The following is a 16,038-nucleotide window of genomic DNA, read 5'->3' on the forward strand; positions in this document are numbered from 1 at the left end:
AATCACTGTTAACGTTCATCGTGATGTTAATGCTTCGAATTATAGATAATATTGATTTTGTTTAGTAAGAGATGATAATGGTTAATGCTCAACGAGGTTTTAGTTTAATCGAAATATTTATATCGCTTGCGGTAGGTTTAATGTTGCTGCTAGGCATATTAAGTGTTTTTGTTGGTATGAAAACGACCACTGTTGAGACCACCAGTTATGGAGAGTTACAAGAAAATGGCAGGTATGCGATTAGCTTACTCAGTGATGACTTATTACGACAAAGCTTTTGGGGCGACTTATCAGGAAACCTCGATGTAAGTGGCTTGGTAAGTTCACCTTTACCATCAACAGTTTCTGGTGATTGTATTGGTGAAGGCGTTAATAATGCCAGTTTCCCTGCAGCTATTGGCCATTTTAGAACCTTGTGGGGGAAAACAGTCAACAATGTCAACTTAATGGGCTGTATTACCAATGCTAAAATTGGTTCTGATGTATTGCAATTAAAAAGGGCTGTTTCATCAACGACAGCGCTAGCCGATATTTCTAGTGATAATTACTATATCATTTCAAACCCTAATACGGCTGCGATATTTGCGGGTGGCGCTGCCATACCAACACTAAATTTGGGCCAGATCTGGGAATATCAGCAGCACATTTACTATGTGCGTGAAGACAATCAAGGCACCAATAAAGTGCCGGTTCTAGTGCAAGGTCGATTACAAAATAAAGCTTCGGTGATGAATCTTGATATGGTCGTTGAAGGCATTGAATACATCCGCTTTATGTATGGCGTAGATACGACCAACAACGGTATCGTCAATGCTTTTATTTCTGCAGATAACATGACAACAGCTTACTGGGATAATGAAAGTAATGTACGGATACTTGCCGTTAAGATTTTTGTCTTAGCGCGAAATATCTTGCCTGACAGAGATTATGAAAATCTTAACACTTATCAGCTTGGTGATCTTCCTATCAACTTTATCGATGGTGAAGGTAAAGGGGATAATTATCGACGTTTATTATTTAGCTCTACCATCACACTTTACAATGCGAGGGTCGACTCATGGCCATAAAAGTTATAAGAAACCGTTATTTAATTTGTTCTGGTAATTTAAAACTAGGTCACAAACAAAGCGGTGTTGTGCTAATCGTTTCACTAGTTTTTTTGATTGCTTTAACCGCCGTTGCTGCTGCATTGATGCAAAATACCACCATTGATATGAAAATGTCTGGAGCAAGTGAAGAAAAAGTGGTTGCTACCCAAGAAGCGGTTAGTACTATTGATGAAGTTATTTATAAAGAAGTCACGCAAATAAGTGGAACCAATGCTTTTGCTTCTGAAATCGCCAAATTTCCACTCTCACCCGTAGTGAGTAGTGCAAGTAATACCAGTGCAGAAATTACACTGGCTAATCCGTATAAGATTGCAGCCGATTGCCCCCACTCTCGAGCAGCTTCTTCCGTACAGGTATTTAAGTGTAATGTACTTAAAGTGCAGGTCACTCGACTGTATGGTCGCACCAACAAAAGCACCATAGAAGTTAATTCTGGTGTATCGCAACAACTACTTAATGTGGGGAACTGATCATGAAAAAATTATTATTATGTAGCGCATTGATATTTACATCTCTTGCTGCTTATAGTGAAGATATTGAACTGTATATTGGTGATGCAGCACAGCGTACCGGTAATAAACCACAAGTACTGATTATTTTTGATAATTCTGGCAGCATGAATAGTTTAGAGTCAGTCGATGAACCTTATGATCCTAATACAGTTTACCCCGCGGTTGGAAGCGATAACTCCTTATCAGATAAATTTATTTATTTTACTCGAGGTGGCATTGATGGCTCTTCTTCCCTTGTTCCCGATAGTCCTGGTGAAAGCCGTCGTTTTCTTGATGCTATTAATAGCTGTGCAACTGCCCGTGAACGTTTAGCATCTGTTGGCTTTTATACCGGACACATTCGTGAATATGCCTTTCAAGGAAACTCAGGTAGCTGGCAAGAAATTCCCGATAACAATGGCGCTAATATTGATGTCATTGACTGCGAAGATGATGTTAATTTAGTGCCTGCAAACCCTGAGGTTAATGCAGGTATAAAAACAAATAACGGTTCTGTCGTTGATTTACCCGATGGCTTTCCCATCGATGGTGAGGGTTCGAAACAAAGTCCTGTTTATTATACGGCAAACGCCAATAATTCAAATGTTATTTGGTCGGGTGAGGTTGTTACACTTTATACCGACAACTATTTGCGTTGGGCAAACAGTGAAACGCTTGAACAGGTTAATCGCACCCGTTTAGAAATAGCACAAGATACCGTTACTGATTTAATTGAATCGGCACCTTCTGTTGATTTTGGTTTACAAGTTTTTAATTATAACCATTCTGGCGAATTTGTTCGCGATGGTGGCAGAATTGTTTTTGGTATCCAAGAAATGACCGCAGCAGCTCGCGCTGAATTAGTAAATATTATTGATTTAGATATTGATGGTGAAACGAATACGCCATTATGTGAATCACTTTATGAGGCTTCGCGCTACTTTGCAGGTATGTCAGTAGATTTTGGTGATAATGATTCAAATTATGATGGTAATACTTATCGTGGTAATACACCGCCAAGAGATACCTCTATTGAAGATGAGGGGGTTTATCAATCACCCTTTAATTCATGTACTAATGAAGTTTATGTGATTATGATTACAGATGGTGAGCCGACTAGGGATCTTGCCGCTAACACTTATATTCAAAGCTTACCTGATATCGGCCTACCGTTTAACGTTAACGGTACTAATAACTATTTAGCGGCACTCGCGGGTTGGATGCACACCCATGATTTACATAGCACCTTACCTGATGTGCAATCATCAACACTTTTTACGATTGGGTTTGGCCAAGATGCTATTGATGATGCGGGAGCGTTATTACGTGAAGCTGCAAAATTGGGGGGTGGTCAATATTACCCGGCTAAAGATCCCAGTGCCTTACTGGCTTCACTTCAATCGGCATTAACCAATATTTTGGAAGTGAATACTAGCTTTACAGCTCCTTCGGTTGCCTCAAATAATTTTGATAGAACCGAAACTTTAGATTCAGTTTATTATGCGATGTTCGTTCCTGATCATGGTGCAAGGTGGCAAGGAAATTTAAAAAAACTTAAAGTGACCGATGGCCAACAAGTCGATAGAACGGGTGCTGGTGCTATTGATGATAATGGCAATATTTCAAAAAATGCCAAAACCTTTTGGAGCACAGATACCAATCCAGATGGTAACGATGTTAAAAAAGGTGGCGTAGCTGAAATGTTACGTACTAAATCTACACGCGTTATTGTCAGTGATATTGGGGTTAATGGTGCCTTAATGCTACTAACACGAACGAATGCCGAAACATCCTACGGTGACGAAGCGACGCTAGCAAGTGAATTGGATACTGAAATTGATGACATTGATGGCATGCTCAATTGGGCCAAGGGAATTGACGTTGATGATGAAGACAACGATAGTTCAACCACAGATATCCGTAGTGATGTTTTTGGTGATCCACTGCACTCTAAACCACTAGTTATTAATTATGGTGGTGCAAGTAATGATCAAGATATTCGCATAATCGTTGGCACCAATGCGGGTGTTTTACATATGTTTGACGATAACGGTGAAACGGTTGATGAAAACTGGGCTTTTATGCCTAAAGAATTTTTCTCAAAAATAAAAGCTTTACGTGAAAACTTTACTTCATCAGGTAAATCATACGGCATAGACAGCCCTGCCGTTTCATACTTGCTGGATGTCAATGGTGATGGGTCTATTGATAGTACAAGTGGTGATAAAGCATGGATATTTTTTGGTTTACGTCGTGGCGGTTCTTCATATTATGCTATGGATGTTAGTGACCCCGATACACCTAAGTTATTGTGGCACCTAGATGCAAGCTCACCAGGATTTAGCCATTTAGGACAATCATGGTCGCAACCTAAAATAGGATTTTCAGCGCTTAATATAGAAAATGGTACACCAAAACCTGTACTCTTTTTCGCTGGCGGATATGACACAACTAAAGATAACTTAACCGTTGGTGCAGATGATACCTTAGGCCGAGCTGTTTATATGGTCGATGCAGAAACAGGTGTACTAAAATGGAGTTTAAGCCCTGATGCAACGAGTGCAACTAATACTCAATTTACTGAGATAACTGATAGCGTGCCTTCTAGCCTCGCTATCTTAGACAGTGATTCTGATGGCTTAACCGATCGTCTTTATTTTGGCGATACCGGTGGAAATTTTTGGCGTGTTGATATGCCAGGCAATGCTCCCTTTAGTGGAACATCGCCGTGGACTGCTTTTAAATTAGCTGAGTTGGGTGGAACAACTCATGCGACAGATCGCCGTTTTTTTAGCGAACCTTCAATTGCTAGAACGTATATTTCAGACACGATAGAAACTACATCAGTTGATGCTAATGGTACTAGTTCAACCGTGGTAACAAAACAGGAAAGACCCTACGAAGCGATACTTATTGGGAGTGGCGACCGATCAACACCTGCGGCCAATGATACTGACGATAAATTTTTCATGATTAAAGATGCCAATATTGTAACCACATCATTTGTTGCTTCACCTACCCACCCACAATTGGCAATACCCGCGGCTATTTTAGCGACAGATCTTTATGACTATACAAACAACCCATTTGGCCAGGCATTAACTGCCGACAATCTGCAGACACTTGAAATAAACGTCGGTAATAAAAAAGGTTGGTTTATGGATTTCGTTGGTGATGGTGAGAAAAATACGGCTTCAGCCATTGTTATTAATGGCGTTGCTTACTTCACTTCATTTACGCCTGCCGCGGTCTCTGCTGATCCTAACAGTTGTGAATTAAGTGATGGTTCGGGTATTTTATACGCGGTGGACTTAGCGCTTGGCACGACTGTCTATGACTGGAGAACATGGGAAATAGCGGCCGGTATTCCTGATACTCCTTCAATTATTATAACTAAAGACCCACAAGCGCCTCAAGAACCTTGCGAAGGCGATTGTCCGCCTGATGAAGAGGAAGCAGAAGTCATTGCCACGATAAAACTATTAGCAGGGAAAATTATTCCGTTAGGCGTTAGCCTAGAAACGTCAAGAATTTACCTTTATGTAACGGAGTCAAATTAATGAGAGTGAGTAAAAATAAGCGGCGAGTTAAAGGTTTTACTTTGCTTGAGCTAATGATATCGGTTGCTATAGTGGGTATTCTAGCTTCGATTGCTTATCCGTCATATATTGATAATATTTCAAGGGCAAATCGTAGCGAGGGCCAACGTGAATTGTTGCGCTTAGCAAGTTTGCAAGAGCAGTATTTTATTGATCATCGAGCATACACCACAGATATGAAAAAATTAGGTGCGTCTGCAGACCCTTATATTACAGACTCGGGCTTTTATAGCATTGATGCTGTGGTAGTTGGGGTAACATATACCCTTAAAGCTACGGCGAGAGGTACGCAAGCGACTAATGATTCTTCTTGTTTAACCTTATCGGTAACCGATAGTGGTCAGAAAACAGCAACATCAACCAATTGCTGGGAGTAATATGATGAAATTGTTATTTAAGCATTGCTTAGCGCTCAACTTACTTTTTGTAAGTCTACTTGTTATAAGTATTGATAGCGTGGCAAAGACGACAGACAAATCGACAAAAATTAAGATTAAATGTCATGTTGAACTAATGGGCGGTAACGACATTATTCATTTTGGCATTATTGGTTCTAATAAACTGGCAAAATATCCTGATTGGTTAGTTGGTAAAAAAATAGCGACTGGCTTTTCAAAGCAAAAGCAGCAAGTTCATCAAGTAAAAGAATGTGTAAAATCAAATGATGATTTTTCCAATGCTCTTTCAAAAAAATTAGATGAAAACACTGCTCGTTAAAGAGGAGACTTAGCTGCAAGTAATTTCATTGCCTGAGCGGTCTTCATCAATGCCGTCGCTATCTGTGTCTGAGGTAACGTATGAACGTCCAGAGGTAGTTACTGTAATACCTCTGGACTTGGCCGGGTAGTCTTTTGGACAATATTTAAATGGGCTAGCACTAACGCCACCTGTGATGTTGCCTGTAGGTCTGTATATAATGCTATCTTGGCCGTACTGAAGTTTGTCATTAGTTTTTATTTTAGCCTTTACTGCAACTATTCTTTCGTCAGAGGCGGGTTCATAAGTTTTATCGCCATCTATATCAATAAAAACACTGACTTCGTTTTGCCAATTAGTATCACAACTATTACTTGCATTAAGTGGGCACAAGGTAACCGATTGTTCTGCATTTATGGCGGTATTTCTTGCTGTTAATAGTAGTCTTTGTAAATGAGAAATTTCATTGTCGACGCGTGTTTCAACTAAAAAACTATTGAAGTTTGGTAGCGCTATCGCCATTAACGTTGCCCCAATAGCGATAGTTATCATCAATTCAACGAGTGTAAAGCCCTGTCGCTTGTTGTTTGATTGCAAATAATCATACTTCATAATATAAGCCTTAATTTCTTGTTATACCCATGAGAGCAATTAGTTAGTCTTATGGGGATTACATCATATTCAAAACTGTGTGAGAATATTTCAAGATAATTAAGTTATATCACTTAAGTCACTCTTTCGCTAGGTTGCTGTTATCGATATCAGAGCTTGTTATTATTGAAATGATAATAAGCTCTATACCTTTTAAAAGCGCTTGTTGTCATAGATTAGTGACAGCTAATGATTCGACCGCTACGATTTTCATCGGCTCCATCCATATTTTGGTCGCTCGATAAATAAAACCGCCCAGCGCCTGAAATGATAATTCCTCTTGATTTATTACTGTGTGATTTTGGACAATAGCGGAAAGTACCATTACCTCCCCACACTGCGAGCCGTCCACTGGGTGCGTAAATTAATGCTGTTCTGCCTTGAGCATACTGTAATTTATCGCCTGACTTTATGGCTGATTTTATTTTTATAATCACTTCAGCACTTGAGGCATCAAGCGCTTTGTTCTTATTATCATCATAGAATACAGTCAGCGTTTTATGCCATTCGTTTGAGCACTGATCAGAAGGGGTAAGTGGACAAACAGTAACAAAACGTTCCTGATTAACCGCATGATTTCTTGTTAATAATAATAGGCGATGTAAGGCTGTGATCTCTTTATCAACACGTATTCTTATCCTTAAATCTGCAAACGTAGGAACAGCTATAGCGGTAAGAAAAATTAATATAGCTAGCGTGATTAAGGTTTCAATGAGAGTGAAACCCATTATTTTAAACGATAAGTATGACATAACATTAAGCCGTCCGTTGGCTAGAGTAGATGTATTACTAGGTATAGCTGTTAACGTTAAATTTACAAGTTTAGCGCTTACAAGTTAAAGTTAATCGTAGATTGTTGGAATAGGTAATCGCTTATGTTGGGTTTTTTGATAAGTTTTAATGATAAGTGCTTGCACCTCTGCTGCTACTGGTTTGCCTTCCAAGAAATCATCTAACTGCTCATAACTGATACCTAATGCATCTTCGTCAGTTTTTCCCGGATCCAATTCTTCAAGATCCGCGGTTGGAGCTTTATTAATTAATAAGTCTGGCGCACCTAAATTTTCTGCTAATAACCGTACTTGGCGTTTAGATAAACCAAATAAAGGCGCTAAATCACAGGCACCATCGCCCCATTTAGTGAAAAATCCGGTAATGTTTTCTGCTGAATGATCTGTCCCTAAAACAAGTGCGCCAACAATACCGGCAATATGATATTGCGTTACCATTCGGCTTCTAGCTTTGGCATTACCTTTTGAAAAATCGATTTTTGCATCGTCTGCCGATAAGATATTTGCTTGGTTAAGCGCGTTAAGCGTTTCAATGTGAATTCCATTAACGGCATTCAAAATATTGGTTATTACACTATGTGTCGGTTGAATAAAATCCAAAGCGAGCTGCGCATCTTCTTCATCTGCTTGCACGCCATAAGGTAAACGAACCGCAATAAATTGATAGGGTGATGTCGAATTATTATTAGCGATTCTTTCTTCAGCATTGAGCTCATCAATAGCAAGTTGTGCAAGACGTCCACAGGTAGAAGAGTCGACACCGCCACTAATGCCTAGCACTAAATTTTTGAGTCCGGCAGCCTTAAGTGTTTTTTTGATAAATTCAATACGGCGTTTTATCTCAAACACAGCATCTATTTGAGGTAAAACTCTCATTTCATTTATGATCAATTGCGGATCCATTCAACTTCCTTTGATAGTTATTTGATAAGTTAAATTATCCTAGTGTAACGTATACCTGTGATACTTCAATATATAGGTAACCGGTATTGGCTAGTTTGTTCAGTATCTGAAATTTAAATGACTTACAACAAATATAGCGCTTGGGTTTATTTGATATAATTGTGTACAATTCAAAGTATATTTCGCGGTTAATGGATAACAACAATGAAAAAAATAGAAGCAATTATCAAACCATTTAAAATGGATGATGTGCGTGAAGCATTAAGTGAAATTGGCATCACAGGCATGACTGTTTCAGAAGTAAAAGGTTTTGGCCGACAAAAAGGGCACACTGAGCTCTATCGTGGTGCAGAATATATGGTTGATTTCTTACCGAAAGTAAAATTAGAAATTGTTGTCACCACAGAACAAGTTGAGCGTTGTGTTAATGCTATTATAGAAACAGCGCAAACCGGTAAAATTGGTGATGGAAAAATATTTATCACTGATGTTGAGCGGGTGATCAGAATCCGAACGGGTGAAGAAGATGAAGCCGCTATTTAATTTTATCAGTTAATCCCATCATAAAAAAAGCCCATTGAGTATTATATCTCAATGGGCTTTTTATTAATTTAAACCTTATTATTGATAAGGCAAATTTTTATAGCTTCTATTTCAATGCTAATAAACAGTTAAAACTTAACGAGTTAAAAACTTATTATTTGGATAATTTGCTGCTAAGACTTGCTTCGCATTAATTTTTAAATCCATTAAATCTAACTTGTCGTAACACTCAATCATAATCTCTAAGGCTTGTTCCACTTCCTGGCTAGGCGAGAAGTATTCAACAATGTACTTACCACGATTTGCTGCTGAGGCCCAAGCATCACGTTTCATATAAAAACGAGCTACTGTTAATTCATACTTAGCTAAACGTGATTTTATACCAATCATACGTTTGCGTGCATCAGCGGCATATTTGCTTTGTGGTAGCTCAGTCAAAATCGTTTTAAAGTCTTTGAATGCTTCGCGAGCAGCTGTTGGATCTCTGTCTGAACGATCAATGCCTGCTAATTCTTGAAAAAGGTTCTCTTCAGTTGAAATATTGATTAACGCTCGCATGTAATAAACATAATCAAGATTGACATGATCAGGATTTAAACGCAGGAAACGATCCGCCAAAGCAATACCTTGAGCTGAATTACCACTCTTATAATAAGCGTAAATTAAGTCTAATTGCACTTGATGAGAGATAGGACCAAATGGAAAGCGTGAGTCAATTGCTGATAAAATCTGGATAGCTCGTTGATATAAGCCACTATCAAGCGCAGTTCTAGCATCGGTGAACAATGCTTGTGCTGACTTGTCTGGTACTTTTTCAATGTCGGTTTTGTTTGATGATGAACACGCCGCTAGCCCTAATGAAAGCACTAGTATTATCATTTTTATTGTCAAATTTTGCATAGACTTTGTTATCACTACTTTGTTTTAGTTAAAGGTATTAGTTAAATAAATATACGCCCTTTGCAAATTACTTAATGTAATTAATAGAGCAAAGAGGTAAAATAAACACTGGCATTCTAACCTAGCATACTTGCCTTGCACAGCGCTAATTCATAGTAAATTTATAGAGAGTTAAATAGAAATTTTAATGGCTGAAATAATTCAACATACAGATACGGTTCCTGAAACTTGTTTAGGTAAACGATTCGACCAAACATTAGCTGAGATGTTCCCTGAATATTCTCGTTCTCGCATAAAAGAATGGATCTTAGCAGGTCACGTTACTTTAAACGGCGCTATTTTGATAATACCACGCGAGAAAATGTTTGGCGGGGAAGTGATCAAAATATCAACTGAAGTTGAAGGCGACGTGCGATTTGAACCACAAAATATTCCTTTAAATATTGTTTATGAAGATGACGATATTATAGTTATTAATAAACCTGCTGGTTTTGTAGTTCACCCAGGTGCAGGTAATCCTGATGGCACGGTACTTAATGCTTTATTGTATCATTGCCCACAGCTTGATGTTGTCCCTCGTGCCGGTATCGTCCATAGACTAGATAAAGACACAACGGGTTTGATGGTTATTGCTAAAACAATTGCAGCGCAAACAAACTTAGTCGATGCTATACAAGAGCGTGAAATAACGCGTGAGTATGAAGCGATTGCTAATGGTCTAATGACAGCTGGTGGTATGGTTGATGAACCTATAGGTCGTCATTCAACCAAAAGAACACACATGGCTGTTAGTCCTTTTGGACGTCCATCGGTAACGCATTATCGTGTAATGGAAAAATTCCGTTTACACACACGTTTAAGATTACGTCTTGAAACGGGTCGTACACATCAAATTCGTGTTCATATGGCGCATATAACCCATCCATTGATTGGAGATCCTAACTACGGTGGTCGTCCTCGTCCTCCTAAAAATGCGACAGAAGATTTGCGGGATTTATTGCGTAGTTTTAAGCGCCAAGCATTACATGCGGCAATGTTGTCATTATTTCACCCTATAACAGGTGAAGAAATGACTTGGCATGCACCTATTCCAGAGGATATGGTTAATTTAACAAATGTTTTGCGTGAAGATTCGAAAATCAACGCAACAGACGACTATTTATAACAGTCTCTACAATATAGAATGGCCAGTACTAAATGTACTGGCTTTTACTTCGACAAGACTCCATCCTCAAAAAAAATCGTTATCCTCTAATCATAGCTATTCTTCAGTATACGGCCAATTTAACTTGGGCGAACATGTTGGTGATGACTTGGTTAATGTCAATAAAAATAGAGCTTCGTTACTCGCATACTTACCGCTTAATACAAAAATTCAATGGCTTGAACAAGTTCATGGTAATAAAGTTGTGACCATAGAATCTTATTCAAAAACGCCTTTAGTAGCTGATGCGATAATCACTCGGCAAAAGAATATTGCTTTAGCCGTGATGACCGCTGATTGTTTACCGATATTATTAACTGCGATAGACGGCAGTGAAATTGCTGCGATCCATGGTGGTTGGAAACCCTTAGCTAAAAATATTATTACCAATACCGTCAATAATATGAAAACAGACAATGAAAATATCATTGCTTGGTTGGGGCCTTGTATTGGTGAATATGCTTTTGAAGTAGGGCAAGAAGTAAAGTGTGCCTTTGAAAGTCAGTCAGAAAAATTTGTATCGGCTTTCACTGCTATAAATGAACCATTAGCGCTGGAAAAACATAAAGGTAAATACCTAGCCAATTTAGCAATGATAGCAAGAATCCAACTAAATACGCTCGGTATTAATAAGGTTCATCATTTAAACCATTGTACCTATTCTAATGAACAGCAGTATTACTCTTATCGACGAGATACCATTACCGGACGAATGGTTTCCATCATTTGTCGAAAATAAGTTTAAAAAACAAACTAAATCTTATTTCAAATCAAAAGCTTTTCATTTTGTTCCTTGAAAAATTTCAATTATATCCTTATCTATAAGGTATAAAAGAATATTTTTCTTTGTTAGGCAGGAGAGCCTCATGCGTTTAGACAGATTAACCCAAGCATTTCAAGTCGCTATTTCAGACGCACAGTCAATAGCATTAGGTCGGGATCATCAATTTATAGAACCCGTGCATATCATGTTAGCGCTATTAAATCAGAACGCGAGTAGCATTATACCCTTATTGAAAAGTGCAGGAATTAATGTTCTTTCACTGCGATCACAAGTCGAGACGGTTATAGAACAACTTGCGCAAGTTTCTGGATCGGGTGGCGACGTACAACTTTCTTCTGCTATGGGGAACTTACTTAACCTCTGCGATAAGTTCGCACAAAAAATGGGTGATAAGTATATATCTTCTGATGTTTTTATCCTTGCCGCTATTGAAGACAAAGGAAAACTAGGCCAAATATTAAAGTCGCTTGGGGCAAGTGAACAACGTGTTCAAGATGCAATATTACATGTGCGTGGCGGTCAAAAAGTTGATGAGCCTAATGCTGAAGATGTTCGACAAGCACTTGATAAATATACGGTGAACCTAACAGAGCTTGCCGAGCAGGGCAAACTAGATCCCGTTATTGGCCGAGATGATGAAATACGTCGCACGATACAAGTTTTACAACGTCGTACGAAAAATAATCCGGTATTAATTGGTCAGCCAGGTGTTGGTAAAACAGCCATCGCCGAAGGGTTAGCACAACGTATCATTAATCATGAAGTTCCTGAAGGGTTAAAAGGTAAGCGGGTATTGTCATTGGATATGGGTGCTTTGGTTGCTGGCGCTAAATATCGTGGTGAATTTGAAGAACGTTTAAAGGCGGTATTGAGTGAGCTAGCCAAAGAAGAAGGGCAAGTCATTTTATTTATTGATGAACTTCATACTATGGTCGGTGCAGGTAAATCTGATGGCGCGATGGATGCTGGAAATATGTTAAAACCAGCACTTGCCCGTGGTGATTTACATTGTGTCGGCGCGACAACATTGGACGAATATCGTCAATATATTGAAAAGGATGCAGCCTTAGAGCGTCGTTTTCAAAAAATATTAATCGAAGAGCCTAGTGTTGAAGATACGATTGCCATATTGCGCGGTTTAAAAGAGCGTTACGAACTTCATCACAGTGTTGATATTACCGATCCAGCCATAGTCGCCGCTGCTACTTTGTCACATCGTTATATCAGTGATAGACAATTACCTGATAAAGCGATTGATCTTATAGATGAAGCGGCTTCTAGTATTCGTATGCAAATAGATTCTAAGCCTGAAGACTTAGACCGATTAGAGCGGCGTATCATTCAACTGAAATTAGAACAACGGGCATTAGAGAAAGATTCAGATGAGGCTTCTAAAAAACGTTTAGGACTGATCTCATTGGATCTTAGCGTTTGTCAGACTAATTTTGATGAGTTAGACGAGATTTGGAAAACTGAAAAGGCTGCTTTACATGGTACACAGGCTATTAAAACAGATTTAGAACAAGCTCGGCTTGACTTAGAGGCTGCCCGACGATTGGGCGATCTTAACCAAATGTCAGAATTACAATATGGCAAAATACCGGAATTAGAAAAACAACTCGACTTAGCAAGCCAAGCAGAAATGCAAGAAATGACGTTATTAAAAAATAAAGTCACTGAAGTTGAAATTGCTGATGTATTAAGTCGAGCAACGGGTATTCCTGTTTCTAAGATGCTTGAAGAAGAATGCGATAAGTTACTGCAAATGGAGGATAACTTGCATCAGCGAGTTATAGGACAAAACGAAGCGGTTATCAGTGTTTCGAATGCTATCCGACGTTCAAGAGCTGGGCTTGCCGATCCAAGCCAGCCGATAGGATCGTTTTTATTTTTAGGTCCTACTGGTGTGGGTAAAACCGAACTTACGAAAGCATTAGCCCATTATCTTTTTGACAGTGAAGATGCACTTATTCGTGTCGATATGTCTGAATTTATGGAGAAACATTCAGTTTCTCGGTTAGTGGGGGCTCCTCCCGGATATGTAGGGTATGAAGAAGGGGGCTATTTAACTGAAGCTGTTCGACGCAAACCTTATTCTGTTATTCTTCTTGATGAAATTGAAAAAGCGCACAGTGATGTTTTTAATATATTATTACAAGTGCTCGATGATGGACGTTTAACGGATGGTCAAGGGCGAACTGTTGATTTTAAAAACACTGTTATCATTATGACTTCTAATATTGGCTCTGATCACATTCAAAAATTTGCTGATGACGGTCAGTATGAAGAAATGAAATCTAAGGTAATGTCAGAAGTGAGTTTACATTTTAAGCCTGAGTTTATTAATCGCATTGATGAAACAGTTGTTTTTCATCCATTAATATCACAACAGATAGAAAAAATAGCAGCAATACAAATTGACGGTCTAAGAGATCGTTTAGCAGACCAAGATATTAAGCTATCAATTAGCCAAGAAGCACTTGCGCTGATTTCTTTGGCTGGATTTGATCCCCTATTTGGAGCAAGACCATTGAAAAGGGTAATTAGACAAAAAATTGAAAACCCATTAGCTCAGAAAATATTGTCGGGAGCCTTTAAAAACAAGGCAGAGATAAGTATTGAAGTCAGTGACGGTGAATTAGTTTTTACGCACTAACAAATTTGTATTATGGCATTTCACTTAAAGACGCACAGTAAACTTCTGTGCGTTTTTGGTTTATCGCTAATTGCTGTTGTTTCTCTGTTTTTGTTAATATCTGTTTACTGCCTTTTTCATCCGTATATTGTACCTTATCAAAAGCCATTAACATGGCAATATTTTCTTGTGCCTCTAGACATTTTTCAGGTCTGTTTATAGTCGCCGTGAGGTTATCTTGATTTTGTTGAGAGATCACATCGTCATCTGAAACTAGCGGGTTGGTAATAATGTCTGCGCGACTAGTTACACTTGACTGATTAGACACTAAAAATTGGGTGTACTCATCACCAACAGGTTGATGTTGACTAAAATGAACAACATTGTTTTCATCTACCCAGCGATAAACCATTAGTTCACTCGCCGAACAAAAGCCAAAATAAAATATCAGCCCAAATAACAGAATACGAAAACTCATTGGTCACCTATTAACTATATAAAGAAAAATCCTAATACTTTATATAACAATACAATTGGGACTTTACAAATTATAACGAGGAATTATTATGCTATTACTCTCTAATATACCCATGATAGTTTTTTATGTTAGATTTGATTAACTATACCTATATATTTTTAAACAAGCGTTGTAACAATAATGAATGATAAAAAAACAAATACCAGTACTCCTTCGAAAGGTATTTACCTATTACCTAACCTATTAACAACCGCAGGACTTTTTTCTGGTTTTTTTGCCATAGTTTCCTCAATGAATGGTCATTTTATTAGTGCAGCTGTAGCAATATTCATTGCCATGATATTTGATGGTTTAGATGGGCGCGTTGCTCGGATGACAAATACACAAAGTGAATTTGGTGCCGAATATGACAGTATGGCTGATATGGTCTCTTTTGGTATAGCCCCCGGACTTGTCGCTTATAACTGGGCGTTATCGAGTTACGGAAAATTTGGTTGGTTAGCCGCTTTTGTCTTTGTTGCCTGTGCAGCACTTCGTTTAGCACGTTTTAATACGCAGGTGGGTATTGCTGATGCACGCTTTTTTCAAGGTTTAGCAAGCCCCGCGGCCGCGGCAGTTATTGCCAGTTTGGTCTGGGTTGGTGCAGAATATCAAATAAATGGCCAAGACTATGGCATTGTTGTTGGCATTATTACTATGCTTGCAGGATTATTGATGGTCAGTAACTTTCGTTACAACAGTTTTAAAGAAGTCGATTGGAAGGGGAAAGTTAATTTTTTTGTGGTTTTGCTCATTGTACTCGCCTTCGTCATTATCGCTTCTAGCCCAGAGAATGTTTTACTTATCGTCTTTGGCTTCTATGCTTGCTCGGGGCCGTTTACGACTATCCGCTCTGTTAATAAGTTAAAATTAGAAGATGTCGTCGGTGATGACAAAGATGAAGACTTTAATACGGTTGATAACTCGAAAGATAAATAACAGCAGTAATTAACTGTCTGTAGCACCAGCTTTGTGAGCAAAAGGCATTAGTTGTTTGATTAAACCACAATAAAAATACAGTTTGTACGTTAATCGAGCGAATAAGCATTTATTTCAAAGTTATTACAAAAAAGGGTTGACGCCCAGCGAGAAATGTCTAGAATGCGCTCCAGTTCCAAGGGGTTCAGTCAAAACGAACCACGAAAGAGCTGTTTTGATAAGTTATCTACATCACTTTAGAGTAAAGTAGTTAACTTAACGTTTTATAGATAAGGT

The 16,038-nt window shown here is 38.5% G+C and carries 15 protein-coding genes; 10 read left to right on the top strand and 5 right to left on the bottom strand.

Annotation, left to right across the window (positions count from 1 at the left end):
• Nucleotides 1-77 precede the first annotated feature (77 nt).
• Genes H4J70_RS17970 through H4J70_RS17990 form a run of 5 tightly spaced genes read left to right on the top strand, consistent with a single transcriptional unit; the run spans nucleotide 78 to nucleotide 5,916 of the window.
• Nucleotides 78-1,067, top strand: coding sequence for a PilW family protein (locus tag H4J70_RS17970; protein ID WP_182241585.1), 990 nt, complete (start codon nucleotides 78-80; stop codon nucleotides 1,065-1,067).
• Nucleotides 1,058-1,579: a PilX N-terminal domain-containing pilus assembly protein gene (locus H4J70_RS17975; protein ID WP_182222735.1), complete on the top strand. Its 522-nt coding sequence runs from the start codon at nucleotides 1,058-1,060 to the stop codon at nucleotides 1,577-1,579. Before H4J70_RS17970 ends, H4J70_RS17975 begins: the two co-directional genes overlap by 10 nt.
• 2 nt (nucleotides 1,580-1,581) lie before the next feature.
• Nucleotides 1,582-5,160: a pilus assembly protein gene (locus H4J70_RS17980; RefSeq protein ID WP_182244762.1), complete on the top strand. Its 3,579-nt coding sequence runs from the start codon at nucleotides 1,582-1,584 to the stop codon at nucleotides 5,158-5,160.
• Entirely contained in the window at nucleotides 5,160-5,576 is a 417-nt protein-coding gene (locus H4J70_RS17985; RefSeq protein ID WP_182216971.1) for a type IV pilin protein, read from the top strand. Before H4J70_RS17980 ends, H4J70_RS17985 begins: the two co-directional genes overlap by 1 nt.
• A gap of 1 nt (nucleotide 5,577) precedes the next feature.
• Nucleotides 5,578-5,916 carry a TapY2 family type IVa secretion system protein gene (locus H4J70_RS17990; protein WP_182216972.1) on the top strand — a complete coding sequence of 113 codons (339 nt, stop codon included), beginning with the start codon at nucleotides 5,578-5,580 and terminating at the stop codon, nucleotides 5,914-5,916.
• A gap of 9 nt (nucleotides 5,917-5,925) precedes the next feature.
• On the opposite strand, the gene H4J70_RS17995 is transcribed toward H4J70_RS17990, so the two are convergent.
• From H4J70_RS17995 to nadE, 3 genes are all read right to left on the bottom strand, one after another.
• A complete protein-coding gene (locus H4J70_RS17995; RefSeq protein WP_182216990.1) occupies nucleotides 5,926-6,507 on the bottom strand; it encodes a GspH/FimT family pseudopilin in 582 nt (193 codons plus the stop codon).
• Nucleotides 6,508-6,722: 215 nt separating this feature from the next.
• The gene (locus tag H4J70_RS18000; RefSeq protein ID WP_182216973.1) at nucleotides 6,723-7,298 is read right to left on the bottom strand and encodes a GspH/FimT family pseudopilin; all 576 of its coding nucleotides are present in this window, start codon (nucleotides 7,296-7,298) and stop codon (nucleotides 6,723-6,725) included.
• A gap of 90 nt (nucleotides 7,299-7,388) precedes the next feature.
• On the bottom strand, nucleotides 7,389-8,240 hold the full coding sequence (nadE, locus tag H4J70_RS18005) for an ammonia-dependent NAD(+) synthetase (protein ID WP_182251600.1): 852 nt from the start codon (nucleotides 8,238-8,240) through the stop codon (nucleotides 7,389-7,391).
• A 204-nt stretch (nucleotides 8,241-8,444) separates the two neighbouring features.
• Here nadE and glnB point away from each other — a divergent pair, with 204 nt between their 5' ends.
• Nucleotides 8,445-8,783 (top strand): nitrogen regulatory protein P-II, encoded by a 339-nt coding sequence (glnB, locus tag H4J70_RS18010; protein WP_070374471.1) that lies wholly within the window; start codon nucleotides 8,445-8,447, stop codon nucleotides 8,781-8,783.
• A 135-nt stretch (nucleotides 8,784-8,918) separates the two neighbouring features.
• On the opposite strand, the gene H4J70_RS18015 is transcribed toward glnB, so the two are convergent.
• Complete coding sequence (locus H4J70_RS18015) at nucleotides 8,919-9,683, bottom strand: outer membrane protein assembly factor BamD (protein WP_070374470.1); 765 nt, start codon at nucleotides 9,681-9,683, stop codon at nucleotides 8,919-8,921.
• A gap of 187 nt (nucleotides 9,684-9,870) precedes the next feature.
• Between H4J70_RS18015 and rluD the strand changes: the two genes are divergently transcribed.
• The 3 genes from rluD to clpB all read left to right on the top strand — a co-directional run bounded on the left by rluD (nucleotide 9,871) and on the right by clpB (nucleotide 14,327).
• The gene (gene rluD / locus H4J70_RS18020) at nucleotides 9,871-10,848 is read left to right on the top strand and encodes a 23S rRNA pseudouridine(1911/1915/1917) synthase RluD (protein WP_182216975.1); all 978 of its coding nucleotides are present in this window, start codon (nucleotides 9,871-9,873) and stop codon (nucleotides 10,846-10,848) included.
• Complete coding sequence (pgeF, locus tag H4J70_RS18025; RefSeq protein ID WP_182251601.1) at nucleotides 10,808-11,626, top strand: peptidoglycan editing factor PgeF; 819 nt, start codon at nucleotides 10,808-10,810, stop codon at nucleotides 11,624-11,626. The genes rluD and pgeF overlap by 41 nt, the downstream gene beginning before the upstream one ends.
• A 127-nt stretch (nucleotides 11,627-11,753) precedes the next feature.
• Complete coding sequence (clpB, locus tag H4J70_RS18030) at nucleotides 11,754-14,327, top strand: ATP-dependent chaperone ClpB (RefSeq protein ID WP_182216978.1); 2,574 nt, start codon at nucleotides 11,754-11,756, stop codon at nucleotides 14,325-14,327.
• A 10-nt stretch (nucleotides 14,328-14,337) separates the two neighbouring features.
• On the opposite strand, the gene H4J70_RS18035 is transcribed toward clpB, so the two are convergent.
• Nucleotides 14,338-14,784: a DUF4124 domain-containing protein gene (locus H4J70_RS18035; protein WP_182216980.1), complete on the bottom strand. Its 447-nt coding sequence runs from the start codon at nucleotides 14,782-14,784 to the stop codon at nucleotides 14,338-14,340.
• Nucleotides 14,785-14,964: 180 nt separating this feature from the next.
• On the opposite strand from H4J70_RS18035, the gene pssA reads away from it, so the two are divergent.
• Complete coding sequence (gene pssA, locus H4J70_RS18040; RefSeq protein ID WP_182216982.1) at nucleotides 14,965-15,762, top strand: CDP-diacylglycerol--serine O-phosphatidyltransferase; 798 nt, start codon at nucleotides 14,965-14,967, stop codon at nucleotides 15,760-15,762.
• The last annotated feature ends 276 nt before the right edge of the window (nucleotides 15,763-16,038 follow it).

It is taken from the genome of Colwellia sp. BRX8-9 (genome assembly GCF_014077245.1).
Taxonomy (GTDB): Bacteria; Pseudomonadota; Gammaproteobacteria; order Enterobacterales; family Alteromonadaceae; genus Colwellia_A.

What these genes read in the sequence shown, in the direction of transcription:
- H4J70_RS17970 (WP_182241585.1), top strand. Translation starts at nt 78, where the DNA reads ATGGTTAATGCTCAACGAGGTTTTAGTTTAATCGAAATATTTATATCG.
- H4J70_RS17975 (WP_182222735.1), top strand. Translation starts at nt 1,058, where the DNA reads ATGGCCATAAAAGTTATAAGAAACCGTTATTTAATTTGTTCTGGTAAT.
- H4J70_RS17980 (WP_182244762.1), top strand. Translation starts at nt 1,582, where the DNA reads ATGAAAAAATTATTATTATGTAGCGCATTGATATTTACATCTCTTGCT.
- H4J70_RS17985 (WP_182216971.1), top strand. Translation starts at nt 5,160, where the DNA reads ATGAGAGTGAGTAAAAATAAGCGGCGAGTTAAAGGTTTTACTTTGCTT.
- H4J70_RS17990 (WP_182216972.1), top strand. Translation starts at nt 5,578, where the DNA reads ATGATGAAATTGTTATTTAAGCATTGCTTAGCGCTCAACTTACTTTTT.
- H4J70_RS17995 (WP_182216990.1), bottom strand. Translation starts at nt 6,507, where the DNA reads ATGAAGTATGATTATTTGCAATCAAACAACAAGCGACAGGGCTTTACA.
- H4J70_RS18000 (WP_182216973.1), bottom strand. Translation starts at nt 7,298, where the DNA reads ATGTCATACTTATCGTTTAAAATAATGGGTTTCACTCTCATTGAAACC.
- nadE (WP_182251600.1), bottom strand. Translation starts at nt 8,240, where the DNA reads ATGGATCCGCAATTGATCATAAATGAAATGAGAGTTTTACCTCAAATA.
- glnB (WP_070374471.1), top strand. Translation starts at nt 8,445, where the DNA reads ATGAAAAAAATAGAAGCAATTATCAAACCATTTAAAATGGATGATGTG.
- H4J70_RS18015 (WP_070374470.1), bottom strand. Translation starts at nt 9,683, where the DNA reads ATGCAAAATTTGACAATAAAAATGATAATACTAGTGCTTTCATTAGGG.
- rluD (WP_182216975.1), top strand. Translation starts at nt 9,871, where the DNA reads ATGGCTGAAATAATTCAACATACAGATACGGTTCCTGAAACTTGTTTA.
- clpB (WP_182216978.1), top strand. Translation starts at nt 11,754, where the DNA reads ATGCGTTTAGACAGATTAACCCAAGCATTTCAAGTCGCTATTTCAGAC.
- H4J70_RS18035 (WP_182216980.1), bottom strand. Translation starts at nt 14,784, where the DNA reads ATGAGTTTTCGTATTCTGTTATTTGGGCTGATATTTTATTTTGGCTTT.
- pssA (WP_182216982.1), top strand. Translation starts at nt 14,965, where the DNA reads ATGAATGATAAAAAAACAAATACCAGTACTCCTTCGAAAGGTATTTAC.